At 66.9% G+C, this 23,997-nt stretch carries 22 protein-coding genes; 19 read left to right on the forward strand and 3 right to left on the reverse strand.

Annotated features, from left to right (window positions below):
* Nucleotides 1–28 precede the first annotated feature (28 nt).
* Nucleotides 29–580 carry a hypoxanthine phosphoribosyltransferase gene (hpt, locus tag QF036_RS02930; protein WP_003799723.1) on the forward strand — a complete coding sequence of 184 codons (552 nt, stop codon included), beginning with the start codon at nt 29–31 and terminating at the stop codon, nt 578–580.
* 166 nt (nt 581–746) lie between these two features.
* Here the strand turns inward: hpt and QF036_RS02935 are convergent, their stop codons facing one another.
* The gene (locus tag QF036_RS02935; protein ID WP_307099085.1) at nt 747–1,610 is read right to left on the reverse strand and encodes a type IV toxin-antitoxin system AbiEi family antitoxin domain-containing protein; all 864 of its coding nucleotides are present in this window, start codon (nt 1,608–1,610) and stop codon (nt 747–749) included.
* Between the two features lie 337 nt (nt 1,611–1,947).
* Here QF036_RS02935 and ftsH point away from each other — a divergent pair, with 337 nt between their 5' ends.
* From ftsH to QF036_RS02990, 11 genes are all read left to right on the forward strand, one after another.
* Nucleotides 1,948–4,014: an ATP-dependent zinc metalloprotease FtsH gene (ftsH, locus tag QF036_RS02940; RefSeq protein WP_307099087.1), complete on the forward strand. Its 2,067-nt coding sequence runs from the start codon at nt 1,948–1,950 to the stop codon at nt 4,012–4,014.
* A gap of 10 nt (nt 4,015–4,024) precedes the next feature.
* On the forward strand, nt 4,025–4,663 hold the full coding sequence (gene folE, locus QF036_RS02945) for a GTP cyclohydrolase I FolE (RefSeq protein ID WP_307099090.1): 639 nt from the start codon (nt 4,025–4,027) through the stop codon (nt 4,661–4,663).
* A 10-nt stretch (nt 4,664–4,673) separates the two neighbouring features.
* On the forward strand, nt 4,674–5,594 hold the full coding sequence (gene folP / locus QF036_RS02950) for a dihydropteroate synthase (RefSeq protein WP_307099092.1): 921 nt from the start codon (nt 4,674–4,676) through the stop codon (nt 5,592–5,594).
* Between the two features lie 24 nt (nt 5,595–5,618).
* Nucleotides 5,619–5,978, forward strand: coding sequence for a dihydroneopterin aldolase (gene folB / locus QF036_RS02955; RefSeq protein ID WP_003799734.1), 360 nt, complete (start codon nt 5,619–5,621; stop codon nt 5,976–5,978).
* Entirely contained in the window at nt 5,975–6,589 is a 615-nt protein-coding gene (gene folK, locus QF036_RS02960; protein WP_307099094.1) for a 2-amino-4-hydroxy-6-hydroxymethyldihydropteridine diphosphokinase, read from the forward strand. Before folB ends, folK begins: the two co-directional genes overlap by 4 nt.
* Nucleotides 6,586–7,113, forward strand: coding sequence for a DUF3180 domain-containing protein (locus tag QF036_RS02965; RefSeq protein WP_307099095.1), 528 nt, complete (start codon nt 6,586–6,588; stop codon nt 7,111–7,113). Before folK ends, QF036_RS02965 begins: the two co-directional genes overlap by 4 nt.
* Nucleotides 7,094–7,606 (forward strand): PH domain-containing protein, encoded by a 513-nt coding sequence (locus QF036_RS02970; protein WP_003799739.1) that lies wholly within the window; start codon nt 7,094–7,096, stop codon nt 7,604–7,606. Before QF036_RS02965 ends, QF036_RS02970 begins: the two co-directional genes overlap by 20 nt.
* Nucleotides 7,603–9,165, forward strand: coding sequence for a PH domain-containing protein (locus QF036_RS02975; RefSeq protein ID WP_307099099.1), 1,563 nt, complete (start codon nt 7,603–7,605; stop codon nt 9,163–9,165). The genes QF036_RS02970 and QF036_RS02975 overlap by 4 nt, the downstream gene beginning before the upstream one ends.
* Entirely contained in the window at nt 9,158–10,063 is a 906-nt protein-coding gene (locus QF036_RS02980) for a Rossmann-like and DUF2520 domain-containing protein (RefSeq protein WP_307099101.1), read from the forward strand. The genes QF036_RS02975 and QF036_RS02980 overlap by 8 nt, the downstream gene beginning before the upstream one ends.
* A 53-nt stretch (nt 10,064–10,116) precedes the next feature.
* A complete protein-coding gene (locus QF036_RS02985) occupies nt 10,117–11,046 on the forward strand; it encodes a 4-phosphopantoate--beta-alanine ligase (RefSeq protein WP_307099102.1) in 930 nt (309 codons plus the stop codon).
* Nucleotides 11,047–11,185: 139 nt separating this feature from the next.
* Nucleotides 11,186–12,700 carry an MDR family MFS transporter gene (locus QF036_RS02990; protein ID WP_307099105.1) on the forward strand — a complete coding sequence of 505 codons (1,515 nt, stop codon included), beginning with the start codon at nt 11,186–11,188 and terminating at the stop codon, nt 12,698–12,700.
* A gap of 102 nt (nt 12,701–12,802) precedes the next feature.
* Here the strand turns inward: QF036_RS02990 and QF036_RS02995 are convergent, their stop codons facing one another.
* Together QF036_RS02995 and QF036_RS03000 are read right to left on the reverse strand one after the other, a co-directional pair.
* A complete protein-coding gene (locus tag QF036_RS02995) occupies nt 12,803–13,639 on the reverse strand; it encodes an alpha/beta fold hydrolase (protein ID WP_307099107.1) in 837 nt (278 codons plus the stop codon).
* Nucleotides 13,636–14,637: an alpha/beta fold hydrolase gene (locus QF036_RS03000; protein WP_307099109.1), complete on the reverse strand. Its 1,002-nt coding sequence runs from the start codon at nt 14,635–14,637 to the stop codon at nt 13,636–13,638. The genes QF036_RS02995 and QF036_RS03000 overlap by 4 nt, the downstream gene beginning before the upstream one ends.
* A gap of 209 nt (nt 14,638–14,846) precedes the next feature.
* Between QF036_RS03000 and lysS the strand changes: the two genes are divergently transcribed.
* The 7 genes from lysS (at nt 14,847) to dhaK (ending at nt 23,997) form a co-directional block, all read left to right on the forward strand.
* Nucleotides 14,847–16,316 (forward strand): lysine--tRNA ligase, encoded by a 1,470-nt coding sequence (lysS, locus tag QF036_RS03005; RefSeq protein WP_307099111.1) that lies wholly within the window; start codon nt 14,847–14,849, stop codon nt 16,314–16,316.
* Nucleotides 16,317–16,318: 2 nt separating this feature from the next.
* On the forward strand, nt 16,319–16,504 hold the full coding sequence (locus tag QF036_RS03010; protein WP_307099113.1) for a hypothetical protein: 186 nt from the start codon (nt 16,319–16,321) through the stop codon (nt 16,502–16,504).
* A gap of 137 nt (nt 16,505–16,641) precedes the next feature.
* Nucleotides 16,642–16,968, forward strand: a complete 327-nt coding sequence (locus tag QF036_RS03015) for a histone-like nucleoid-structuring protein Lsr2 (protein WP_307099115.1) — start codon at nt 16,642–16,644, stop codon at nt 16,966–16,968.
* 431 nt (nt 16,969–17,399) lie between these two features.
* Nucleotides 17,400–19,892: an ATP-dependent Clp protease ATP-binding subunit gene (locus QF036_RS03020; RefSeq protein WP_307099117.1), complete on the forward strand. Its 2,493-nt coding sequence runs from the start codon at nt 17,400–17,402 to the stop codon at nt 19,890–19,892.
* Nucleotides 19,893–20,065: 173 nt separating this feature from the next.
* Entirely contained in the window at nt 20,066–22,186 is a 2,121-nt protein-coding gene (locus QF036_RS03025; RefSeq protein ID WP_307099119.1) for a S9 family peptidase, read from the forward strand.
* Between the two features lie 37 nt (nt 22,187–22,223).
* Nucleotides 22,224–22,742 carry an amino-acid N-acetyltransferase gene (locus QF036_RS03030; RefSeq protein WP_373460058.1) on the forward strand — a complete coding sequence of 173 codons (519 nt, stop codon included), beginning with the start codon at nt 22,224–22,226 and terminating at the stop codon, nt 22,740–22,742.
* A 253-nt stretch (nt 22,743–22,995) separates the two neighbouring features.
* Nucleotides 22,996–23,997, forward strand: a complete 1,002-nt coding sequence (dhaK, locus tag QF036_RS03035) for a dihydroxyacetone kinase subunit DhaK (protein WP_307099124.1) — start codon at nt 22,996–22,998, stop codon at nt 23,995–23,997.

Consider the following 23,997-nt stretch of genomic DNA (forward strand, 5'->3'; position numbering starts at 1 on the left):
CGCACCCGCATCTACACAGGAGCAATTGGTGGATTCATCCGACGTCCAGGCAGACCTCAAGCACGTTCTCTACACCAAGGAACAGATCCAGCAGCGCATCACCGAGCTCGCGGCGCAGATCGACAAGGACTACGAAGGCCGTGAAATCCTCATCGTGGGCGTGCTCAAGGGTGCGGTCATGGTCATGGCTGACCTTGCGCGTGCACTGCACAGCCACATCTCCATGGACTGGATGGCAGTCTCCTCCTACGGCTCCGGCACGCAGTCCTCGGGCGTGGTGCGAATCCTCAAGGACCTCGACACGGACCTGATGGGCAAGGACGTGCTCATCGTCGAGGACATCATCGACTCCGGCCTCACCCTGTCCTGGCTGAAGACCAACCTCGAATCCCGCGGCACCGCCTCGGTGGAAATCTGCACCGCCTTCCGCAAGCCGACCGCCGCGAAGGTGGAGATCGACGTCAAGTATGTCGGCTATGACATCCCGAACGAGTTCGTGGTGGGCTACGGCCTGGACTACGCCGAGAAGTACCGCAACCTGGACTTCGTGGGCACCCTGGCCCCGCACGTCTACGAGTAGGCGCCCCTGCCGGATCGGCCCCGCATTTCTGCACCGCTTTCGGTGAATGCGCCGCCGTCGGACCCTGGAAACACGGGCCCGGCGGCGGCGCGTCCCGCTTAATCCCATCTGAAGCGGAGCAGAAAAGCACGCCGCGGCAGGACGGTGCCGCCGGCCAGCAAGAATGCTAACGGGCTGTCCGCGGGGGCGTGGCAAGGGCCAGCCGGATTTGCTCCAGCATGTCATCCGGCCTGTGCAGCACGTCCTCATAGAGGTAGCGCAGCACCCTATAGCCAGTGGCGGCTCCAACGTTGTTCCGCCGGATGTCCTTCTTGAACTGGGGCTTGTTGAGATGGAAGCCCACGCCATCGATCTCCACAATCAAGCATCCGTTGAGCAGGAAATCCACATAGCCGATTCCCGCCAGGTAGACCTGGGTGCGCACATCGAAACCGTGCCGCCGGAACAGTACCCGCGCCACTGTTTCCAGCAGGGAATCCGACCCGCGTTCCACGAGGTCGAGCACCGCACGCGCCCGGCCGTTGCGGGCTCCGCGGAGCAGCCGGCGCAGGAAATCGAGGTCGATCTCGCCGCGGTTGTAGGCACATTCCACCATCACCAGGGACTCCAGTTCGGGCAGGCATTGGAGCGCGTGGATGAGGACATCCTTCAGCGGGAGCACGGGCGGCTGCAGGGTCGAGATATTTCCGCTGAACCTGTGGGAGCGGACGCCGCGGGGCAGCCGGCGGTGGCAGGCTGCGAGATGCGGTTCGACGGGAGCCTTGAGCGTCCAGAGGGAGTAGTGGCTGGCCGCCGACACGCAGGTGACCGCGGCATTGGCTTCGTAGGCCCGCACGAAATCACAGTTCGCTTGAGGCAGCTGGTAGACCCCGTGCCGGGCATTGAGCAACAGCCCGGAGTTCACCGCCTGACCGATCTGGCTTCGGCTGAATCCCGCCCGGCGGAGGTGGGCCAGCCTGGCCGCGCCGCCGTGCCGCGAGAGGAACTCCGTGGGCTGCATGCCGTCCAGCGTGGCCCCGCCGGGTTGCATTCTGGCAGGGGGCCGCCTTCATTTGTGGATAAAGGCCTATGTGGACAACCGATGCCGGCATTTCTGCACCGTTTCGGAGGACCGGCACATGGCCGCGGGCCGCAAATTCGCGCGGGCTGTTCCTGGGCCGCCTGAGAGTGGTGCAGAAATGCCGCCGCGGGCCCAACGAGGACCAGTTCGCGCTCCCACCAGCCACTACGCCCTGAGGGAACTTTTGTATTACACCGTGCGTGAATTAGTCCTGACGGTGTATAGCTAGAAACGACGCAGCACCACACGCGCGCAGTCCTCGCGCCGTGCAGCACTACCAGGAGGGACGGGGCCAGCCCCCGAACAGATGAAAGCTAAGAGTTTCTTCAAGGGCCCGGGCATTTGGATCATTGTTGTGGTCGGCATGCTCCTGCTGGCCTTTGCAACGTTGGCTCCGGGCGGCTCGACGCGCATCGACACGCAGCCGGGCCTCGAGCTTCTCGCCCAGAGCGGCAAGGTGGAACAGGCCAAGATCTTCGACGGCGAAAACCGCGTCGACCTGGTGCTGAAAGACAACCTCGTCATCGACGGCCAGGACAAGGGCAAGAACGTCCAGTTCTTCTTCGTCAATGACCGCGGCCCGGACGTCGTCAAGGCCGTGACTGCTGCCAACCCCTCCAAGGGCTACACGGACCAGCCGATCGAGAGTAACTGGCTCTCGGGGCTCTTCTCGCTGCTGGTGCCTGTGCTGCTGCTCGGCGTCCTGTTCTGGTTCCTGCTCTCCCGCATGCAGGGCGGCGGCTCCAAGGTGATGCAATTCGGCAAATCCAAGGCCAAGATGGTCAGCAAGGACATGCCCCAGGTGACCTTCGCAGACGTCGCCGGCGCAGACGAAGCCGTCGAGGAACTGCAGGAAATCAAGGAATTCCTTGCAGAGCCTGCCAAGTTCCAGGCCGTCGGGGCCAAAATCCCCAAGGGCGTGCTGCTCTATGGCCCTCCGGGCACCGGCAAAACCCTTCTGGCGCGCGCCGTCGCAGGCGAGGCCGGCGTCCCGTTCTTCTCCATCTCGGGCTCCGACTTCGTGGAAATGTTCGTCGGTGTGGGCGCCTCCCGTGTCCGTGACCTCTTCGAACAGGCCAAGTCCAACGCGCCGGCCATCATCTTCGTCGACGAAATCGACGCCGTCGGCCGCCACCGCGGTGCCGGCATCGGCGGCGGCAACGACGAACGCGAGCAGACCCTTAACCAGCTCCTGGTTGAAATGGACGGCTTCGACGTCAAGACCAACGTGATCCTGATCGCGGCCACCAACCGGCCCGACGTGCTGGACCCGGCGCTGCTGCGCCCAGGCCGCTTCGACCGCCAGGTTTCCGTGGAAGCCCCGGACCTGATCGGTCGCGACCAGATCCTCCAGGTCCACGCCAAGGGTAAGCCGATCGCGCAGGGCGTGGACCTCAAGGCCGTCGCCAAGAAGACCCCCGGCTACACGGGTGCCGACCTGGCCAACGTGCTCAACGAGGCCGCGCTGCTGACAGCCCGCTCCAACGCCAACCTGATCGACGACCGCGCACTGGACGAAGCCATTGACCGCGTCATGGCCGGCCCGCAGAAGCGCAGCCGCGTCATGAAGGAGCACGAGCGCAAGATCACGGCCTACCACGAGGGCGGGCACGCCCTGGTTGCCGCGGCGCTGCGTAACTCCGCCCCGGTCACCAAGATCACCATCCTGCCCCGCGGCCGCGCCCTGGGCTACACCATGGTGGTCCCGGAGAACGACAAGTACTCCGTGACCCGCAACGAGCTGCTGGACCAGATGGCCTACGCCATGGGCGGCCGCGTTGCCGAGGAGATCGTCTTCCACGATCCGTCCACAGGCGCCTCGAACGACATCGAAAAGGCCACCGCCACCGCCCGTCAGATGGTCACCCAGTACGGTATGAGCGAGCGCGTGGGTGCGGTCCGCCTGGGCCAGGGCGGCGGCGAGCCGTTCCTCGGCCGGGATGCCAGCCACGAGCGGAACTACTCCGACCAGATCGCCTACATCGTGGATGAGGAGGTCCGCCGCCTGATTGACCAGGCCCACGACGAGGCCTACGCCATCCTCACCGAAAACCGGGACGTCCTGGACCGGCTGGCCCTGGAACTCCTTGAACGGGAAACGCTGAACCAGTCGGAAATCGCCGACATCTTCCGCGACATCCGCAAGCGCGACTTCCGCGAGGTATGGCTGTCCAAGGAAACCCGCCCGGTGCAGACTGCCGGTCCGGTGGAGTCCCGTCAGGAGCGCGCCGAACGCGAGGCCCAGGAAGAAGCCAAAGAAGCGCGCCTCGAGGAACCACTGGACGCTATTCCGCCGCACCCCCAGGGAGTTCCGGAGGATGCCTCCTTCCAGGGCGGAGTAACGGAATCGGGACCAGACGGCCACCGCGGCTAAGCTCTTTGGTGTGACTCACTTCGACGACGACGACATCACCCCCACCGCCGACCATTCGGCGGTGGGCGGATCGGGCCGCCACCACAAGGTGGACAAGCCCCGGATTGAAGCAGCTGTGCGGGAAATCCTGCTGGCCATAGGCGAGGACCCGGACCGCGGCGGGCTGCAGGACACACCCAAGCGTGTGGCCAAAGCCTATGCCGAGGTGTTTGCCGGCCTGCACCAGGATCCGGGCAGCGTGCTCGGCACCACCTTCGACCTCGACCACGAGGAACTCGTGCTGGTGAAGGACATCCCGTTCTACTCCACCTGCGAGCACCACCTGGTGCCGTTCCACGGCGTCGCGCATGTGGGGTACATCCCCTCGCACGACGGCAGGGTGACCGGCCTTAGCAAGCTGGCACGCCTGGTGGACATCTACGCCCGCCGCCCGCAGGTGCAGGAGCGCCTCACCACGCAGATCGTTGAAGCACTGGTCACTTTCCTCAAGCCGCGCGGAGCCATCGTGGTGGTGGAATGCGAACACATGTGCATGTCCATGCGCGGCATCCGCAAGCCCGGAGCCAAAACCGTCACAAGCGCGGTTCGCGGGCAACTTCATGACCCGGCCACCCGCGCCGAAGCCATGAGCCTCATACTCGGAAGGTAAAAAACAGACTATGGATTCCCTAGCTGCAGCACCTGGAACCGGCCCCGCAACATCACCGCTGCCCATCCTGCGCAAACCGCGGCCGGCAGCCAAGTTCGACGACCTGCCCACCGACCGCACGCTCGTCATGGGCATCCTCAACGTCACCCCCGATTCCTTCAGCGACGGCGGCAAGCACGCGACGGCCGACACCGCCATTGCCGCCGGCCTGCGGATGTTCTACGCCGGGGCCGACATCATCGACGTCGGCGGCGAATCCACCCGCCCCGGCGCCGAGGAAGTCAGCCCGGAGGAAGAGCAGCGGCGGGTGTTGCCTGTCATCGAAGCCCTCGTGAAGGCCGGCGCGCTGGTCAGCATCGACACCACCCACGTCTCCACCGCCGAAGCCGCGCTAAATGCCGGCGCAGCGATCATCAACGACATCTCCGGCCTCACCATCGAACCCGGCATGGCCGAGCTAGTGGCGAAGACCAAGGTGCCGTATGTCCTGACCCACCGCCGCGGCGATGCCAAGACCATGACCTCCCTGACGGAGTACGACGACGTCGCGAACGACGTCGTCTCCGAACTGAACGGCGTCCGCGACAAGCTGTATGCGGCCGGCGTCCTGCCCGAGCAGATCATCGTGGACCCGGGCATTGGGTTCTCGAAGACGGACGTGCAGAACTGGGAACTGCTGCGGAACCTGGACCGGCTCGACGCCATGGGCCACAAAGTGCTGGTGGGCGCGTCCCGCAAACGCTTCCTTGGCACGCTCCTGACGGTCGCCGGCAAGGCAGCGCTCCCGGAAGAGCGCGACGCCGCCACGGCCGCCATCACCGCCATCAGCGCCGCCCGCGGCGCCTGGGCCGTGCGCGTGCACGACGTCGGACCCAGCCTTGACGCCGTCAAAGTGGCCGCCCACATGGCGGCCCCGGACCACGGCCGCTGACCAGGAAGGCCTAGCAAAACAGCCATGGACAGGATCTCGCTGACCGGTGTCACCGCCACCGGCTACCACGGGGTGTTCGATTTTGAGCGCCGCGAAGGCCAGCCGTTTGTTGTGGACGCCGTGCTGCACCTGGATTTCAGCCAGGCAGCGGAGTCGGACGACGTCCGCGACACCGCCCACTACGGCGAGGTGGCCGGACGGATCACCGACTGGATCACCGGCGAGCCCCTGAACCTGATTGAGGGATTGGCTGTGCGCATGGCCGAGGGCCTGCTCAAGGAATTCAGGATCCAGGCCGTGGAGATCACGGTGCACAAACCGAAGGCGCCCATCGAGGTTCCCTTCGGCGACGTCGCCGTCAGCGTCTACCGGGAGCGGACATGACTCCGGCACCCGCACTGCATGAGAAGCCCGCGCATGAGAAGCCCGCGCACGATCAGCCGGCACCGGCCAGGACCGCCTACACCCGGGCGGTGCTGGCGCTGGGCAGCAACCTTGGGGCACGGAACGAGACGCTGTCCGAAGCGGTTGCCGACCTTGTGGACCGCCCCGAAGTGCGGCTCCTGGCCGTCTCACCGATAGTGCAGACCAAGGCCGTCGGTGGCCCCGCCGGGCAGCCGGACTTCCTCAACATGGTGATTTCGGTTGAAACGTCGCTGGAGCCGCTCGAGCTTCTCAAGCACTGCCAGTCGGTGGAGAACAAGCACCACCGCGTGCGTGAGGTCCACTGGGGTCCGCGGACGCTCGATGTCGACGTGATCGTTTACGGTGAGCTAAAAAGTGATGATCCCGTACTCACCCTGCCCCACCCGTTTGCGGCAGTGCGGGCCTTCGTGCTCTTCCCCTGGGCCCAAATGGACCCCTCCGCCACCCTTAACGGGCAGCCGGTGGGGGAGCTTGCCGTCAGGGCTGCCGACTTCCCGGACCTGAAGCCGTTCGACGGTTTCGGGGACTTCGACGGCGTGCCCGATGGCGGGGCGGTGGAACAGCCGTGAAGCCCATGAGTCCGCTGCTGCTCGCAGTCGTGGGCATTGCCCTGGCCATCGCCGGCTGGTCCGCTGCCGTCCTGACCGTCCGTTACGGCATGGCCACGCCGGTCCTTCCGGCCACGGCCCTGGTCACCATGGGCGTGATTGTGGTGCTGACCCTGGTGCTGGGCATCCGCGTGCTTCGCTGGCGGAACGGCAAGAAGAAGAAAATGCTGAACCCCATCCTGGCGGCGTGGACGCTGGTCCTCGCCCAGGCCTGCGCCTACACCGGCGCGATGCTGCTGGGCTGGCACGCCGGGATCTTCCTGGACCAGCTGCGGTTCTGGAGCATCCGCAGCGGGCTGGACGTCACCTGGCTCGCCCTCGGGATGGCCGGCGGCGGGCTGGTCATGATCGTGGTGGGGCTCGTCGTCGAACGTTTCTGCAAGATCCCGCCGGAGGACGGCGAGACTGACGCCAGCGAAGGCCTGCCGGGCCACGGCCGGGGCAAGGCCAAGGGAGAAGGCGAGTATGCCTACCGCGGCGATTGATCCGCCCGGGATCACCTGGCTGCGTGTGTCCCCGAAGTACGTCACGGTCCGGCTTGTGGAGTGGGCCCTCGGCAACCTGGTCATGGTGGCCGTGCTGAGCCTTCCGCTGGTGTTCGTCCGGCTCGGCTGGTGGCGGTGGCCGCCGCTGTGGCTGGCCATCGGCATTCCGGCTTTCATGCTGCTGCTGGCCCTGTGGCGCCTGGTCCTGATCCCGCGGCAGGTGCGTGCCATCGGCTACGCCGAACGCGACGACGACCTCCTCATCCGCGGCGGCATCTTCTTCCAGCGCGTCATGGTGGTGCCGTACGGCCGCATGCAGTACGTGGACATCAGCGCCGGCCCGGTGGAACGTGGGCTGGGGCTGTGCACCCTGAAGCTGCACACGGCGTCCGCCGGAACCAACGCCGGCATTCCCGGACTTCCCGCCGAGGAAGGCGCCCGGCTCAGGGAACAGCTCTCGGCGCGCGGCGAAGCCAGGCTGGCCGGGCTGTGAGCGCCGGCGGCCTCGCTTCCAAGCCCGACGGCGAGTGGCTGCGAGTGCACCCGGCCACACCGTTCGTACGCGGCTGGGTTGCGCTGGCGGCCATCGGCTACTTCTTCGGGCGTGACAGCTTTGAACGGATGCTCCAGGGCCAGCCGCTGATCGATGACCGCATCGCCGGCCGCGCCCCGTGGCTCCTGGGCGGCGGGGCATTGATGCTGGTCCTGGCCGTGCTGGGCTTCATCCTGTCCTGGTACTTCACCCGGTACCAGGTGGCGGAGGGCTACGTCCGGGTCAACACGGGCTTCCTGTTCAAGCAGCAGCGGCAGGCACGGCTGGACCGCGTCCAGGCCATCGACATCGTCCAGCCGCTGCTCGCCAGGATCTTCGGCCTCGCGGAACTCAAGTTCGAAGTTGCCGACGCCGGCGAATCCGCCGTCCGGCTGGCATACCTGCGCATCGACGACGCCCGGCAGCTGCGCGCTACCATCCTCGCCCGCGCGTCGGGAGTCCGGCTGGATCCCGAGCACCCCGAAGCAGCCGCTCCCGAGGCGCCGGAGCAGCAGGTACTGCAGGTCCCGCCGTCGCGCCTGGTCGGTTCGCTCCTGCTCAGCGAGCAGAGCGTCTTTGTGGTCCTGGGCGCCGCGGCATCCGTGATGCTGTCCGCGCTCACCGAAAACAGGGCCTTTTTCCTGTACCTGATTCCCGCGGCACTCGGCCTCATTGCGGCGTACTGGAACTCGTTCAGCAAGGGCTACAACTTCACGGCGGCCATCTCCCGGGACGGCATCCGGCTCCGGTACGGGCTGCTCGACACGCAGGCGCAGACCCTGCCGCCGGGCCGGATCCAGGCGCTCAGGGTGGCCCAGCCGCCGCTGTGGCGCCTCTTCGGCTGGTACCGGATGCAGGTCAACGCCGCCGGGTACGGGGCCGGAGCGAACAACGGCGAGGGCGGCTCCCGCACCACGCTGCTGCCGGTGGGAAAGATGGACGACGTCCTGAACATGCTGGCCCTTGTGCTGCCTGATCCGGGAACTGCCGATCCGCTGCGCGTATTCCACCAGGGTGTGAACGGGCTGGATTCCGACGCCGGATTTGTCACCACGCCGCGCCGGGCTCGGCTGCTGGCGCCGCTGGGATGGAGGCGCAACGCCTTCGCGGCCACGGACACCGCGCTGCTCATGCGGTCGGGCCGCTGGTGGCGGCAGCTTGTGGTGGTGCCGCACCAGCGGACGCAGTCGATTGCGCTGCAGCAGGGACCCCTCGCCCGCCGGTTTGGCCTGGCCGATCTCGTGCTGCACACCACCGCGGGTCCGGTGGCGCCGCGGGTGATCCAGGCGGACATCCGGGAGGCGCAGGCGCTCTTCGACGCCCAGGCAGCACGCGCCCGCGCTGCCCGCCGGCGCCAGACGAGCGAACAGTGGCTGGCCCAGGTGGCCCCGGCCGGGCTGGTTGAGCCCGTCCTGCTGGTTGAGCCCGTCCCGACACCGACTCCGCTGGTTGAGCCCGTCGAAACCCCGGACTCCCATCCAACCCCAGCATCCCAACAGGAAGGCCAGCAACGTGGCTAAGCCAGGACGCCTCGGCGTCGGAATCATCGGTGCCGGCAAAGTGGGCGCCGTCCTGGGTGCGGCGCTCCGCGCAGCCGAGCACGCCGTCGTCGGGGTTTCCGCCGTCTCCGACGCGAGCCGGGAGCGGGCCGAAACCCTGTTGCCCGGCGTTCCCGTTTTGGAGATCCAGGACATCGTGGAACGCGCGGAACTGGTGCTCCTGGCCGTTCCTGATGATGCCCTCGGCGGACTCGTGGAAGGGCTGGCCAAGCTCGGCGCCTGGCAGCCCGGTCAGCTCGTGGCGCACACGTCGGGCCGGTTCGGCGTCGGTGTGCTGCATTCGGTCCGGGCGGCCGGTGCCGTGCCGCTGGCGCTGCACCCGGCCATGACCTTCACCGGCATGAGCCTGGACCTGACCCGCCTGCTGGACTGCACGTTCGGTGTCACAGCGGACGCCGCCATGCTCCCCATCGCCCAGGCCCTCGTCGTCGAAATGGGGGCCGAGCCGGTGGTCATTGCCGAGGGCGACCGCACCATCTACCACGCGGCCCTGGCGCACGGTTCGAACCACATGGTCACGCTCGTGGCGCAGGCCTCGCAGCTGCTCGCGGAGGTGGGCGTTGAGGCCCCGGACCGCATGCTCGGGCCGCTGCTGCGGGCAACGCTGGAGAACGCGCTTGCCTCCGGCGAGACGGCGCTGACCGGCCCGGTGGCGCGGGGGGACGCCGGCACGGTGGAAGCGCACGCCCGTGCGCTGCGCGAGCACGACGGCGGGACCGGCGGGGACGTCCTCGCCGCGTATCTCGCCATGGCACGGGCCACCGCCAGGCGCGCTGAAGGGCGGGGTTTGCTGAAGCCGGATCAGGCGGACAATATTCGTATCGCACTCGAGGGCACCGATGACGACGGCCCGGCATAGGGCCGTGACGGCCGTGCATGAAAACGGCCGCAGGGCCAAGGGAGGACACTGACATGGCAATCCGACTCGTAACGACGGCGGACTCCCTCCGTGCACAGAGCCGGCTGCTGCTGACGCAAAAGAACGGCTCGTCGTTGGGCCTCGTGCCCACCATGGGCGCCCTGCATGCGGGCCACGGACGGCTGGCGCGGGCTGCCGTTGAACAGAACGACGTTGTGGTGGCCTCCATCTTTGTGAACCCGCTGCAGTTCGGCGAGGCACAGGACCTGGACCGGTATCCGCGGACGCTCGAGGCGGACATGGCGCTGCTCGAGGAGCAGGGCGTGGACCTGGTCTTCGCGCCGTCGGTTGAGGAGATGTACCCGGGCGGCCAGCCGATGGTGAGGATCACCTCCGGTCCGCTGGGGGAGAAGTGGGAAGGCGCCTCCCGGCCCGGGCATTTCGACGGTGCGCTCACCGTGGTGGCCAAGCTGCTGCACCTGGGCATCCCCGGCACAGGACTTCCCGGCGGCAGCGCCTTCGTGGCCGGCTCCGGCGGCGGATTGCCGGCCTACCGCGCCTATTTTGGCCAGAAGGATGCGCAGCAGCTGGTCCTGGTGCGCCGGATGGTGGCGGACCTGAACTTTCCCGTGGATATCGTAGCGGTGCCAACCGCCCGGGCCGCCGACGGGCTGGCACTGTCCAGCCGGAACCGCTTCCTCTCGGATGAGGAACGGGAAGCAGCGCTGGTCCTGTCCCGCGCGCTGCACCTCATTGAGGAGCGGGCGAACGCCAACGAGCCCCTTGATGTGGGCTCGGCCAGAGCCCTGATCGAGTCCCAGCCCCTGGTCCGGCTCGACTACCTCGACGTCGTGGATCCCGTCACACTGGAGCCGCTCGCCGAGAACTGCCACGAGACACCCTTCCGCGGTGAAGGGCTGGCTATGGTTGCCGCGAAGGTGGGCGCCGTGCGGCTGATCGACAACGTGCCGCTCAGTTCCTAACCGAGTAACTTGCCCGGCGGCTTGGACCCACTGTGCGGGGAACGGGCGGTGTACTGGGAATGGGCGGGGCCACTACACTGTTGGAGTCTGCAGCGGCGCTGACCGCCTGCCACCACTCCAACTCCCTGAGGGCCTCGCCATGTCTACCAAAGTCACGTCCAATTCGTCTGGCGAACCTGCCCGGGAGCCGGCCGCTCCCGTCGTAGCCCCGGCCGGCGCGCCGGCATCCCCTGCCGCAGCGCCGCCGTCGGACAGGATGTCCCGCGAGTCCGTGACGGTGATTGCCACGCTGCTGGTGGCCACCTTCGTGGTGATCCTGAACGAAACCATCATGAACGTTGCCCTGCAGCGGCTCATGGTGGACCTGCGCGTGGATGCCCCCACCGTCCAGTGGCTCTCCACCGGGTTCATGCTGACCATGGCCGTGGTGATTCCGACCACCGGCTTCATCCTCCAGCGGCTGTCGACGCGGGCTTCGTTCCTCCTGGCGATGGGCCTGTTCGCCGGCGGTACGGCGCTCGCGGCCGCGGCGCCCGGCTTTGAAATCCTCCTGCTGGCGCGGATCATCCAGGCGGGCGGCACTGCCATCATGCTTCCGCTGCTGATGACCACCATCCTCACGCTGGTCCCGCTGGCCCGCCGCGGCGCCGTGATGGGCAACGTCAGCATTGCCATTTCTGTTGCACCGGCCATGGGACCCACGGTTTCCGGTTTCATCCTGCAGCACTTCTCCTGGCGCTTCATGTTCATCTTTGTCCTGCCCATTGCCCTGGCGGCTCTGGCAATTGGCGCCAGGTTCCTCACCAACGTCGGCGAGACCGAAAAGTCCAGGCTCGACTTCCTCTCCGTGGTCCTGACCGTTCCCGCGTTCGGCGGCCTCGTCTACGGCCTCAGCCAGATCGGCGGCGGCCACGGCGGCGGCAGCGGCCCGAGCATGCTGGCCGTGGTGGCGCTGGTTGTTGGTGTGGCCGGCCTTGCCGCGTTCACGTTCCGCCAGCTCCGGCTGCAGAAGTCCGAGTCCCCGCTGCTGGACCTGCGCGCTTTCAACTTCCGGATGTTCACGCTGTCCGTGCTGCTGATGGTGGTGTCCATGGTGGCCCTGTTCGGCGCCGTGATCCTGCTGCCGCTGTACCTGCAGGAAATCCGCGGGCTGCAGTCGCTTGAGACCGGCCTGGCCCTGCTGCCCGGAGGCCTCGCCATGGGCCTGCTCGGCCCGGTGATCGGCCGCCTGTTCGACAAGGTCGGCCCCCTGCCGCTGACGGTCACCGGATCCTCGCTCATGGTCCTGACACTCTGGCAGTTTGCAATGCTCGACGCCGGCACTCCGGTCTGGTGGATCGTCACCTTGCACGTCGGGCTCAGTTTCGGGCTCGCGCTGCTCTTCACGCCGGCCTTCACCACCGGCCTGAACCCGCTGCCGCCGCACCTGTACTCGCACGGCTCGGCCATCATGAGCACCCTGCAGCAGGTGGCCGGCGCGGCGGGCACGGCACTGCTCGTGTCCATCTTCGCCTTCGTTTCCGCGGGCTCCGGCCTCGTTGCGGGCATGAATGCCGCGTTCCTGACGGCAACCGTCATAGCCGTTGCCGCCGTCGTACTCTCCACCATGATGCGGAAGACGGCTGGCGCCGAAGGCGCGCCCGCGGCCCACTAGGGCGCGACCGAACACTTAAGCCCGCCACCGAAGCGCGAACGTACACTTAAGCCCCGGAAAGTGGGGCTCAAGTGTACGTTCGCGCTGTGGTTTCGGCGCGATTCAGCCGGCGAAGAACTCGCTGAGCTCGGTGATGAGCTTGTCCGGGGCGCGGTTGGCGCCGTCATGTCCGAAGCCGGGCAGGATGGTGTAGCTGGAGCCGGAGAGGACGTCGTGGATCTGGCCGCAGGCCACGCCGAAGTAGGCCGGGCTCTTCTCGCCCACGATGATGAGCGTCTCCAGCGGCAGCGCCAGGAAGGGTTCGGCCGGCATGTCCGCCGCGATGATCGCCTTGATCTCGCGGACACCGGTGCGCATCATTTCGCGCATCTGCTTGCCCACCGACGTTCCCGCCGTGAGCTTGTTGGCGAGGGTCATCATGGACAGCGGCATGCGGGAGGAGAAGGCGCTCTCGGCCTCGAGCCCGCGGAGCAGCACCGCGAGGGCACGGTCGTCGTCCCCGGCCGCCGTCGCCCGTTCGTATTCGGTGGTCCAGTCGGCCGTGACGCTGTGGTTGACGGAGACCGCGGGATCGTAAACGGCGAGCCGTTCCACCGGGAGGGTCCGCGCCGCGTGGATGGCCACGGCACCGCCGAAGCTGTGGCCGAAGACGTCGGTGCTGGCCGTGTGCTTCATGACGGTGTCGAGGTCGCGGATATCGACGTCCAGGGTGTAGTCCCCGGCCTGTTCGGAGGAGGCGCCCCGGCCGCGGCGGTTGAATGTGTGCACCGGCCGGCCGAGGGAGGCGCTGAGCTTCTGCGCGAAGCGGGTGTAGTCCGCCGCCGTCACCATGGAGGCCGTAACCACAACCACGCCGGAACCGGCCGTGGCCAACTCAGCGCCCGTGCTGAACAGCTCGAGCTTGCCGCCGTCGGGTGTGCTGATGATCTCGCGAGTCATGCTCCGAGCCTATCGGAGGCGGGCCCCTGCTGACAGCCAGCGGCTACCTGCGCCGGCCCTTCCTGCTCAGTGGCCGGACGCTTCCGTCGGTACCGTTCAGGAAGCGCGCCATCCGGATGGCCAGGCGCTTGCCCGGCCGGATCGGCCCTTCGTGCAGCTGGGCCCGGAACCACCGCGAAGTCGATCGCCGGCACGGCGGACGCCAGCTGCCGGCCGGTCTCGGCGAAGTATCCCGGGCTCCAGCCGCCGCTGAGCATCAGCGTGGGCGTGGTCAGTTCCGTGTAATCCGCGAGCTCCGCGTCGGCGTCGAGCACCGCCCGCATCTCCTTGACGGCCGTCGGCAGCAGCTCCCGCATTTCGGCGCCGACGTTGGTCCGGGCCGACATGATGCTCAGCATCCGCAGCGCGCCGAGGGGCAGGTAGGACAAAGGCCCGGCCGTGGCCAGGCCCTGCACCAGATGCGCCCAGGCATGGTTAAGCTGCCCCTCCGTCACAGCCTGCTCCAGTTCCGGCCGCCAGCGGTGGTTCAGGTTGCCGGAAAGGGACACCGCGGCGTCGTACGTGACGAGCCGGCGCAGCGGCATGCCACGCGCCGCCTGAAGGGCCACGAAACCGCCGAAGCTGTGCGCCACCACATCCTCCGACCCCGTCGCCTTCATGACGGCGGCGAGGTCCCGGATCTCGGTCGCGACGGAATAGTCGTCCGGCTGCGGCGCGGAACCGGCGCGGCCGCGGCGGTTGTAGCAGTGCACCGGCCGGCTCAGCAGGAGGCTCAGATTGCGGGCGAACGGCCGGTACAGCGCGGCGGTCACCAGTGTTCCGTGGATAACGACGACGCCGGGCGCCGTCACCGGGGCCGGGTCACCTATTGCGGAGGTGCTGCCGGCGGAGTTGCCGGCGGGGCTGCCGCCGTCGGCACGGGTGAGTGCCGCCGGCCTGAAGGAGTGCACCTCAAGCCGGCTGCCGTCGTCGTCCGTCTCAACTGTCCAGGTCTCCACAGCCCGAGTCTATGCCCCACCACCTCCGGAGTTTCTGTACAGATATCGCGCCCAAATGGCCCCGGAAGTCCGAATATCCGGACAAAAACTCCAAGGTGCGGGGGCCCGAACTCCGATCCGGGAAGTCCCGGTAAACTTGATGACTGTGACTTCCCAAAACACCCCCCGCCCCCAAGAACGCCCCAGAACCGCTCGACGCCAGCGAACAGATGCGCATCCGCATGGACAAGCGCGCCAAGCTGATCGAACGCGGGGCGGAGGCGTACCCGGTGGGTGTTGGGCGCACGCATTCGCTCAGCGAGATCCGCGAAAAGTACGCGCACCTGCAGGCCGACGAGACCACCGGCGACGTCGTGGGCGTCACCGGCCGCGTGGTGTTCGTCCGGAACACGGGCAAGCTGTGCTTCGCCACGCTGCAGGAAGGCGGCACCGACGGCAAGGGCACCCGGCTGCAGGCCATGCTCAGCCTGGCGAACGTGGGCGAAGAGGCGCTCGCGGACTGGAAGGCCCTGGTTGACTTGGGCGACCACGTCTTCATCAAGGGTGAAGTCATCTCGTCCCGCCGCGGTGAACTCTCCGTCATGGCCGAGTCCTGGTCCATGGCCTCCAAGGCGCTGCGCCCGCTGCCGGTGCTGCACGCCGAACTCAACGAGGAAACCCGCGTCCGCCAGCGCTACGTGGACCTGATGGTCCGCGACGAGGCCCGCGAAATGGTCTACACCCGCGCCGCCATCACCCGCTCCATCCGCGAGACCCTGTTCCGCCACGCCTACGTCGAGGTGGAGACGCCCATCCTCCAGCTGGTCCACGGCGGCGCCCTGGCCCGCCCGTTCGAAACGCACATGAACGCGTTCGACCAGAAGATGACGCTGCGCATTGCCACCGAGCTGTACCTCAAGCGCGCCGTGGTGGGCGGCATCGACCGCGTCTACGACATGGGCCGCGTGTTCCGCAACGAGGGTGTGGACTCGACCCACAGCCCGGAGTTCACCACGCTTGAGTGCTACGAGGCGTGGGCGGACCAGTTCGTTATGGCTGAGCGGATCAAGGAGATCATCCTGGACGCCGCGGACGCCGTGGGGGCCGGACGTACGCTGCAGACCGAGGCAGGGGAGATCAACCTCGACGGCGACTGGGCCTGGGTGTCCGTGTATCCAGGGCTTTCCGAAGCAGTGGGCCAGGAGATCACCCCCGACACCACCCTCGAAGAACTGCGGGTGGTGGCGGAGAAGCACGACGTCAAGGTGGACCCCAAGTGGGACGCCGAGAAGCTGGCGGTGGAACTCTTCGGCGAAATCGTGGAACCCACTCTGCTGAACCCCACATTTGTCTACGACTACCCGCCCTCTGCCCAGCCGCTGGCCCGCCCGCACCGCGAGGACGGCCGCCTGATCGAGGCCTGGGACCTGATCATCGGCGGCATGGAGCGCGGCACCGCCTTCTCTGAGCTCATCGACCCGGTCATCCAGCGCGAACGCCTCACCGAACAGTCCAGGCACGCCGCCGCCGGTGACGTCGAGGCCATGCAGCTGGACGAGGACTTCCTCCGAGCCCTTGAATACGGCGCGCCTCCCATGGGCGGCATCGGCCTGGGCATCGACCGCCTGGTCATGCTCTTCACTGGCGCCGGGATCCGCGAGACCATTCTCTTCCCCCTGCTCAAGCCCGAAGGCCACTGATGATGGACTACGTCGCCGTACTGCTGCCCTCGCTGGTAGTTGGCCTGCTCTTTTGGTTTGCAATGAAGTCGATCTTTAACGCGGACAAGGCAGAACGCCAGGCCGAAGCACGCGCGCAGGCCGAAGCCGACGCCCGGGCGGCAGCCGGAGACGATTCCGCAGAACCGCCGAGTAAATCAGACAAATAGCAGGCGACTTTTTTCGCCCCCAGTTTTCCCCAAGGAACCATTGCGTGTTTTGACGCGTTGCCTTATTGGGGGAGATACTTCAGATGGAAACATCCTGCTTTTCTGATTACACGTCCTTTCCAAAAGAGAGATTTTTGATGGCACAGAAAGTCAATATCGTCCTCGTGGACGATCTGGATGGGGGATCTGCGGACGAAACCGTTCGCTTCGGCCTGGATGGGGTCGGTTATGAAATTGACCTGTCCTCGGCCAACGCTTCAGAACTGCGGTCATCACTGGAACGCTTTGTTTCAGCCGGCCGCAAAACGTCCGGCGGCCGCCCGACCCGTGCCAAGGCACCGGGCGGACGCAGCCAGGACTCTGCCCAGATACGCCAGTGGGCGCGGGACCACGGTTACACCGTAAACGCGCGCGGCCGTATTCAGGCAGAAATCCAGGAAGCCTACCAAAAGGCCAATTCCTAGCCTGGTGCCCTGACAATCAGCCAGGGCAAAAAAGTTCGAAGCAAATGTGCGGCGCCCCCGGTTGACGGGGGCGCTGCGCTTTAATCGGCCGATGCCGTCCGCATTAATCAGACCGGCGTTAATCAGAACCGCCGCCAGCCCGGTAATCGATTCCGATGGTCACGCGAATCGGATGGTGTGCGGGCTAATCCGCGGCCCCTGGCACATTCCGCGCCGGGTGATTTCCGGCACCCTGCTAAGCGAAACGGCAAATTCAGACCGCGTGCCCCCGGATGCTATTCAAACCTTCTCCGGCATCACGCCGGCGGGGCCGGCGGGGCAGCTGCGCGGACCTGTGCAAGACCCCCGGTTTCCCCTGTGGCGAACAAGCTCCCCAAGTCAGGGTTCCCCCACGTAGCATCAAAGTACGTCGTAGCTAGGAGTGTGGCGAAATGTTTGAGCGATTTACGGACCGTGCCCGTCGCGTAGTTGTGCTTGCCCAAGAAGAGGCACGCATGCTGAACCACAATTACATTGGTACCGAACACATCCTCTTGGGTCTGATCCACGAGGGTGAGGGCGTTGCCGCCAAAGCTCTTGAGTCCTTGAGCATTTCGCTCGACGGCGTCCGCGAGCAGGTGCAGGAGATCATCGGCCAGGGCCAGCAGGCGCCTTCCGGCCACATCCCCTTCACGCCGCGTGCAAAGAAGGTGCTGGAGCTTTCGCTGCGCGAAGCCCTGCAGCTCGGCCACAACTACATCGGCACGGAGCACATCCTGCTGGGACTCATCCGCGAGGGTGAGGGTGTGGCGGCGCAGGTGCTGGTGAAGCTCGGCGCCGACCTCAACCGGGTCCGCCAGCAGGTCATCCAGCTGCTCTCGGGCTACCAGGGCAAAGAGACCACTGGTGCCGGCGTCGGCCAGAGCCAGGCCGAGGGTACCCCCGCCGGCTCTGTAGTGCTGGACCAGTTTGGCCGGAACCTGACACAGGCCGCCCGCGAGAACAAGCTGGACCCTGTGATCGGCCGCGAGCAGGAAATGGAACGTGTCATGCAGGTCCTTTCCCGCCGCACCAAGAACAACCCGGTGCTGATCGGCGAGCCCGGCGTCGGCAAGACCGCCGTCGTCGAGGGACTGGCCCAGGCGATCGTGCGCGGCGACGTGCCGGAGACCATCAAGGACAAGCAGCTGTACACGCTGGACCTTGGCTCCCTCGTGGCCGGCTCCCGCTACCGTGGTGACTTCGAAGAGCGACTGAAGAAGGTCCTCAAGGAAATCCGCACCCGCGGCGACATCATCCTCTTCATCGACGAGATCCACACCCTCGTGGGCGCCGGTGCCGCCGAAGGTGCCATCGACGCAGCCTCGATCCTGAAGCCCATGCTGGCCCGCGGCGAGCTGCAGACCATCGGCGCCACCACGCTGGACGAGTACCGCAAGCACATCGAGAAGGATGCCGCGCTCGAGCGCCGCTTCCAGCCCATCCAGGTCAAGGAGCCGTCGGTTGCGCACGCAATCGAGATCCTCAAGGGCCTGCGGGACCGCTACGAGGCGCACCACCGCGTCACCATCACCGACGGCGCCCTCGCCTCGGCCGCGAACCTTTCCGAGCGCTACATTTCGGACCGGTTCCTGCCGGACAAGGCGATCGACCTCATCGACGAAGCCGGCGCCCGGCTCCGGATCCGCCGCATGACGGCTCCGCCGGAGCTCAAGGAGATGGACGAGCGCATCTCCGAGCTGAAGATGGAGAAGGAGTCCGCGATTGATGCGCAGGACTTCGAGGGTGCTGCCGCGCTGCGCGACAAGGAGCAGAAGCTCATCACGGAGCGCTCCGAGAAGGAACGCCACTGGAAGACCGGCGGGATGGATGACATCTCCGAGGTGGACGAGGACCTGATCGCCGAAGTCCTCGCCAACTCCACGGGCATCCCGGTCTTCAAGCTGACCGAGGAAGAATCCTCGCGGCTGCTGAAGATGGAAGACGAACTGCACAAGCGCGTCGTCGGCCAGGACGAGGCCATCAGGGCGCTGTCCCAGGCCATTCGCCGCACCCGTGCAGGCCTCAAGGACCCGAAGCGCCCCGGTGGTTCGTTCATCTTCGCCGGCCCCACCGGCGTCGGCAAGACCGAACTCGCCAAGGCCCTCGCCGAGTTCCTGTTCGGTGAAGAGGATGCCCTCATCACGCTGGACATGTCCGAGTACTCCGAGAAGCACACGGTATCGCGGCTCTTCGGTGCACCTCCCGGCTACGTCGGTTATGAAGAGGGCGGGCAGCTGACCGAGAAGGTCCGCCGCCGTCCGTTCTCGGTGGTCCTGTTCGACGAAGTGGAAAAGGCCCACGCGGACCTCTTCAACTCGCTGCTGCAGATCCTGGAAGACGGCCGCCTGACTGACTCCCAGGGCCGCGTGGTGGACTTCAAGAACACGGTGATCATCATGACCACGAACCTCGGAACCCGGGACATCTCCAAGAGCGTTGCCACCGGTTTCCAGTCCGGCACGGACACCCAGACCGGCTACAACCGGATGCGTGCCCGGGTCACGGAGGAGCTTAAGCAGCACTTCCGCCCCGAGTTCCTCAACCGTGTTGACGACGTCGTGGTGTTCCCGCAGCTGACGCAGGACGAGATCATCGAGATCGTGGACATGTTCGTCACCCGCTTGGAGAAGCGCCTCAAGGACAAGGACATGGGCATCGAGCTGACCAAGGCAGCCAAGGTGCTCCTGGCCACCCGCGGCTACGATCCCGCCATGGGTGCCCGGCCGCTGCGCCGCACCATCCAGCGCGAGATCGAGGACCAGCTCTCCGAGAAGATCCTCTTCGGCGAGCTGCACCCCGGCGACATCGTGGTGGTGGATGTGGACGGCGAAGGCGACGACGCGAAGTTCACCTTCGCCGGCAACGCCAAGCCGCGCATCCCGGAGATCGCCCCGAGCGCCTAGCTCCGAGCGCCTGGCTCCCAGCCGCACTCCAGCGCCAAGAGGCCCCGCCAGTTCCCGAAAGGGGGCAGGTGGGGCCTCTTGCGTCGGGCGGCAGCGGCGCAGTTCTGAAAGTACTGTTTCACTAATAGTGAACCCTGCTGTGATCCAGGGCACAGGAGGTGTTGAATCAGCACATGTCAACTGAAGATGCAGCGATCCTGCGTGAGCAACCGGCGACGCCTTTCCACGACCTCGACCACTACCTGGCGATCCCGCGTGTCAGTGGCTTGGCCCTCAGCCCTGACGGCCGGCGGCTGGTGACCACGGTGGCCACGCTCAACAGCAAGGGCACCGAATACGGCACGGCCCTGTGGGAGCTGGACCCTGCGGGCGAGAAGCAGGCCCGCAGGATCACCCGCAGTGCCAAGGGCGAAGCGGGCGCCGCGTTCGCTGCCAACGGCGACGTCTACTTCACGTCCGCCCGGCCGGATCCGGACAAGGAAGCCGACGGCGATCCCGTCAGTGTGCTCTGGGTGCTCCCCGCAGACGGCGGTGAGGCCCGCGTGGTCCTGTCGAGGCCAGGCGGCGTGGAGAAGGTCATGGCGGCAAGGGACGCGAACGCGGCGTTCGTCACCGCGTCCGTCCTTGCCGGCTCCAGCGACGAGGAGGCCGACGCCGAACGCCGCAAGAGCCGCAAGGACAACAAGGTGGCGGCCGTCCTGCACAGCGAATACCCGGTGCGCTACTGGGACGCGGACCTCGGCCCTGCCCAGCCGCGGCTCTTCGCAGTGGAGCCAGGGGCCGAGCAGGAACCCGGCAAGCCCGCCACCGTGGACAGGGCCGCGCCCCTCACGCTGCGCAACCTTACCCGGCAGGCAGGGTCCCGCCTCCGCGAGGCTGTCTCGGTGGTCAGCCCGGACGGCAAGACCCTCTACACGAGCATTTTGAAGCCGCTGTCCAAGGCCGACCTCCGCTCGGTCCTGGCCGCCGTCGACGTTGCCACCGGTACCCTCCGGGTGCTCCTCGACGAGGAGGGGATGGACTTCTTTCCGGGGCCGGTCAGCCCCGACGGCGCCACCCTCGCCGTCCTCAGCGTCAGCGAGACCACGCCCCGACAGGCCCCGCAGGTCAAGCTGCACCTTCTCGATGTCTCCGGCGAAGCCGGCCGGGAGGACCTGCAGCCCCTGGCTCACGGCTGGGACCGGTGGCCCCACCCGGAGGCTTGGCTCCCGGACGGATCCGCCCTCCTGGTCACGGCGGACGACGACGGCGCGTCGCCGGTTTTCGCCGTCAACGTTGCGGCAGGTGCCGCCCGGGGGAGCGTCACCCGGGTAACGCCGGACGCGGCGGCCTACACCGACGTCGTCGTTTCACCCGACGGACGCAGCGCCTACGCGCTGCGGAGCTCGTATGAGTTCCCCGCCGAACCTGTCCGGATCGACCTCGCCACCGGGGACGTCACGCGACTGCCGTCCCCGGCGGAACGGCCGCAAACTGCAGGGTCGCTGGAGCGGGTGGAGACGACGGCGGCCGACGGCACCCGCGTGCCCGCCTACCTGGCCCTGCCCGCGGGGGCTTCCGCCGAGAACCCCGCGCCGCTGCTGCTGTGGATCCATGGCGGCCCGCTGGGATCCTGGAATGCCTGGACCTGGCGCTGGAATCCGTGGCTGCTCACGTCCCGGGGCTACGCTGTCCTGCTTCCGGATCCCGCTTTGTCCACGGGCTACGGCCAGGAATACATCCAGCGCGGCTGGGGCGGCTGGGGCAAGGCCCCGTATACGGACCTCATGGCCATCACGGATTCGATGGTGCAGCGGCCGGACATCGACGGCAGCCGCACGGCCGCGATGGGCGGCTCCTTCGGCGGCTACATGGCTAACTGGGTGGCCGGGCAGACCGACCGCTTTAAGGCGATCGTGACTCATGCCAGCCTGTGGGCGCTGGACCAGTTCGGGCCCACCACTGACGCGTCGCAGTACTGGCTCAAGGAAATGACGGCGGAAATGGCGCTGGAGAACTCCCCGCACCTGCACGTGGAGAAGATCCGGACGCCCATGCTGGTCATCCATGGCGACAAGGACTACCGCGTGCCCATCGGGGAAGGCCTGCGACTTTGGTACGAGCTGCTGTCCAAGTCCCAGCTCGCCTCCGACGCTAACGGACAGACGAGCCACCGGTTCCTGTTCTACCCCGACGAGAACCACTGGATCCTGCAGCCGCAGCACGCCAAGGTCTGGTACGGCGTGGTTGAACACTTCCTGGCCAGGAATGTCCTCGGCAAGGACATCGAACTCCCGGCCGACCTGGGCCTGTGACCCCCGGGCCGCAGGTGACCGTGGCTGTCGCCGTAAGATGGGGGCTGTGACTGACTCCTTCACCGTTCGCCCTGCCCGGACCAGCGATGTGGCTGCCATCAAGAGACTGGTGGCGCCGCTGGCGGAAGAGCGAATACTGATGGCCAAGGAGACGGTGGCCTATTACGAGAGCCTGCAGGAGTTCCTTATCGCCGAGTCGGCGGCCGGCGAGGTCATCGGCTGCGGCGCCCTGCACGTCATGTGGGAGGACCTCGCGGAAGTTCGCACCCTGGCGGCCTCGGATGCGTGGCGTGGCAAGGGCGTGGGGCACGTCCTGGTCGAGAGCCTCCTGAAGCAGGCAGCGGCGCTGGGCGTCGCGCGGGTGTTCTGCCTGACCTTCGAGGTGGACTTCTTCAAGCGGCACGGCTTCGAGGTGATGGCGGACCAGTCGGCCGTGGACCCGCAGGTGTACTCCGAGCTGCTGCGCTCGCACGACGAAGGCGTGGCGGAGTTCCTGGACCTCGCGCGCGTGAAGCCCAACACGCTCGGCAACACGAGGATGATCAAGGCTCTCTAGAGCCCGCTCCGACCTCCTCGCGGCTGGACTCCGCAGGGCCGCACTCCTCCGAGTACCCCTTCTTTTTGTAAATTTGCTGGATAAACTGTCGGGGAGCCGGAAGGGGCAGCATTGGGGGCTGCCCCTTCCGGTGAATTCGTCCGCCGGGGAACCAAGGCGGGCGGCCGGAACTTCCCCGCAGCCGGTGCCGGTAGTAGGGTCAAAGCACATCCTGACCGATGTCAATGAAGCACCGAGAGCCCAGGAGCCGGCCGTGAAAAAGCTCATCAATGACCCCCGTGCTGTAGTCGATGAATCCGTGGAGGGATTCGGCCTTGCCCATGCCGACCTTGTGACCGTCAACGCCGACCCGAAATACGTCACCCGCAAGGATGCCCCCGTTGCAGGCAAGGTCGGCCTGGTGTCCGGTGGCGGCAGTGGGCATGAGCCGCTGCATGCCGGCTTCGTGGGGCGTGGCATGCTCGACGCCGCCGTGCCCGGCGCCGTCTTCACCTCACCGACCCCCGACCAGATCATTCCGGCCACGCTCGCCGTGAACTCCGGCGCCGGCGTGGTCCACATCGTCAAGAACTACACCGGCGACGTCCTGAACTTTGAGACGGCGGCGGAGATGGCCCAAGCGGAGGGCGTGGAGGTCCGTACCGTCCTCGTCAACGACGACGTCGCGGTGGAGGACTCGCTGTACACGGCCGGGCGCAGGGGAGTGGGCGGCACGGTCCTGGTGGAGAAGATCGCCGGTGCCGCAGCAGAGCGCGGTGACGACCTCGACGCGGTGGCGGCCATCGGCGACCGCGTGAACCAGAACGTGCGGACCATGGGCGTTGCGCTCTCGGCCTGCACGGTGCCACACGCCGGATCCCCGAGCTTTGACCTTGCGGACAACGAGATCGAAATCGGCATCGGGATCCACGGCGAGCCGGGCCGGCACAAGATCGCCATGGAAAACGCCGACGGCATCACCAACCGCCTGCTGGAACCGATCCTCAGCGACCTCGGAATGGCGATGGGGGAGAAGGTGCTCCTGTTCGTCAACGGCATGGGCGGAACGCCGCTGAGTGAGTTGTACATCGTGTACCGTCGGGCCGCCCAGATCCTGGCGGAGCGCGGCATTGCGGTGGAGCGTTCCCTTGTGGGGAACTACATCACATCCCTTGAGATGCAGGGTTGCTCCGTCTCCGTGCTGCGGCTTGACGACGAGATGACGGCCCTCTGGGATGCACCTGTGCACACGCCCGCCCTGCGCTGGGGCGTGTAG

The sequence above is a fragment of the Arthrobacter globiformis genome (assembly GCF_030817195.1).
GTDB lineage: Bacteria > Actinomycetota > Actinomycetes > Actinomycetales > Micrococcaceae > Arthrobacter > Arthrobacter globiformis_D.

Bases quoted from the DNA above. Each gene is read 5' to 3' on its own strand.
- QF036_RS02935 (WP_307099085.1), bottom strand. From the start codon at position 1,610: ATGCAACCCGGCGGGGCCACGCTGGACGGCATGCAGCCCACGGAGTTC.
- ftsH (WP_307099087.1), top strand. From the start codon at position 1,948: ATGAAAGCTAAGAGTTTCTTCAAGGGCCCGGGCATTTGGATCATTGTT.
- folP (WP_307099092.1), top strand. From the start codon at position 4,674: ATGGATTCCCTAGCTGCAGCACCTGGAACCGGCCCCGCAACATCACCG.
- folB (WP_003799734.1), top strand. From the start codon at position 5,619: ATGGACAGGATCTCGCTGACCGGTGTCACCGCCACCGGCTACCACGGG.
- folK (WP_307099094.1), top strand. From the start codon at position 5,975: ATGACTCCGGCACCCGCACTGCATGAGAAGCCCGCGCATGAGAAGCCC.
- QF036_RS02970 (WP_003799739.1), top strand. From the start codon at position 7,094: ATGCCTACCGCGGCGATTGATCCGCCCGGGATCACCTGGCTGCGTGTG.
- QF036_RS02985 (WP_307099102.1), top strand. From the start codon at position 10,117: ATGGCAATCCGACTCGTAACGACGGCGGACTCCCTCCGTGCACAGAGC.
- QF036_RS02990 (WP_307099105.1), top strand. From the start codon at position 11,186: ATGTCTACCAAAGTCACGTCCAATTCGTCTGGCGAACCTGCCCGGGAG.
- QF036_RS02995 (WP_307099107.1), bottom strand. From the start codon at position 13,639: ATGACTCGCGAGATCATCAGCACACCCGACGGCGGCAAGCTCGAGCTG.
- lysS (WP_307099111.1), top strand. From the start codon at position 14,847: ATGCGCATCCGCATGGACAAGCGCGCCAAGCTGATCGAACGCGGGGCG.
- QF036_RS03010 (WP_307099113.1), top strand. From the start codon at position 16,319: ATGGACTACGTCGCCGTACTGCTGCCCTCGCTGGTAGTTGGCCTGCTC.
- QF036_RS03015 (WP_307099115.1), top strand. From the start codon at position 16,642: ATGGCACAGAAAGTCAATATCGTCCTCGTGGACGATCTGGATGGGGGA.
- QF036_RS03020 (WP_307099117.1), top strand. From the start codon at position 17,400: ATGTTTGAGCGATTTACGGACCGTGCCCGTCGCGTAGTTGTGCTTGCC.
- QF036_RS03025 (WP_307099119.1), top strand. From the start codon at position 20,066: ATGTCAACTGAAGATGCAGCGATCCTGCGTGAGCAACCGGCGACGCCT.
- QF036_RS03030 (WP_373460058.1), top strand. From the start codon at position 22,224: ATGGGGGCTGTGACTGACTCCTTCACCGTTCGCCCTGCCCGGACCAGC.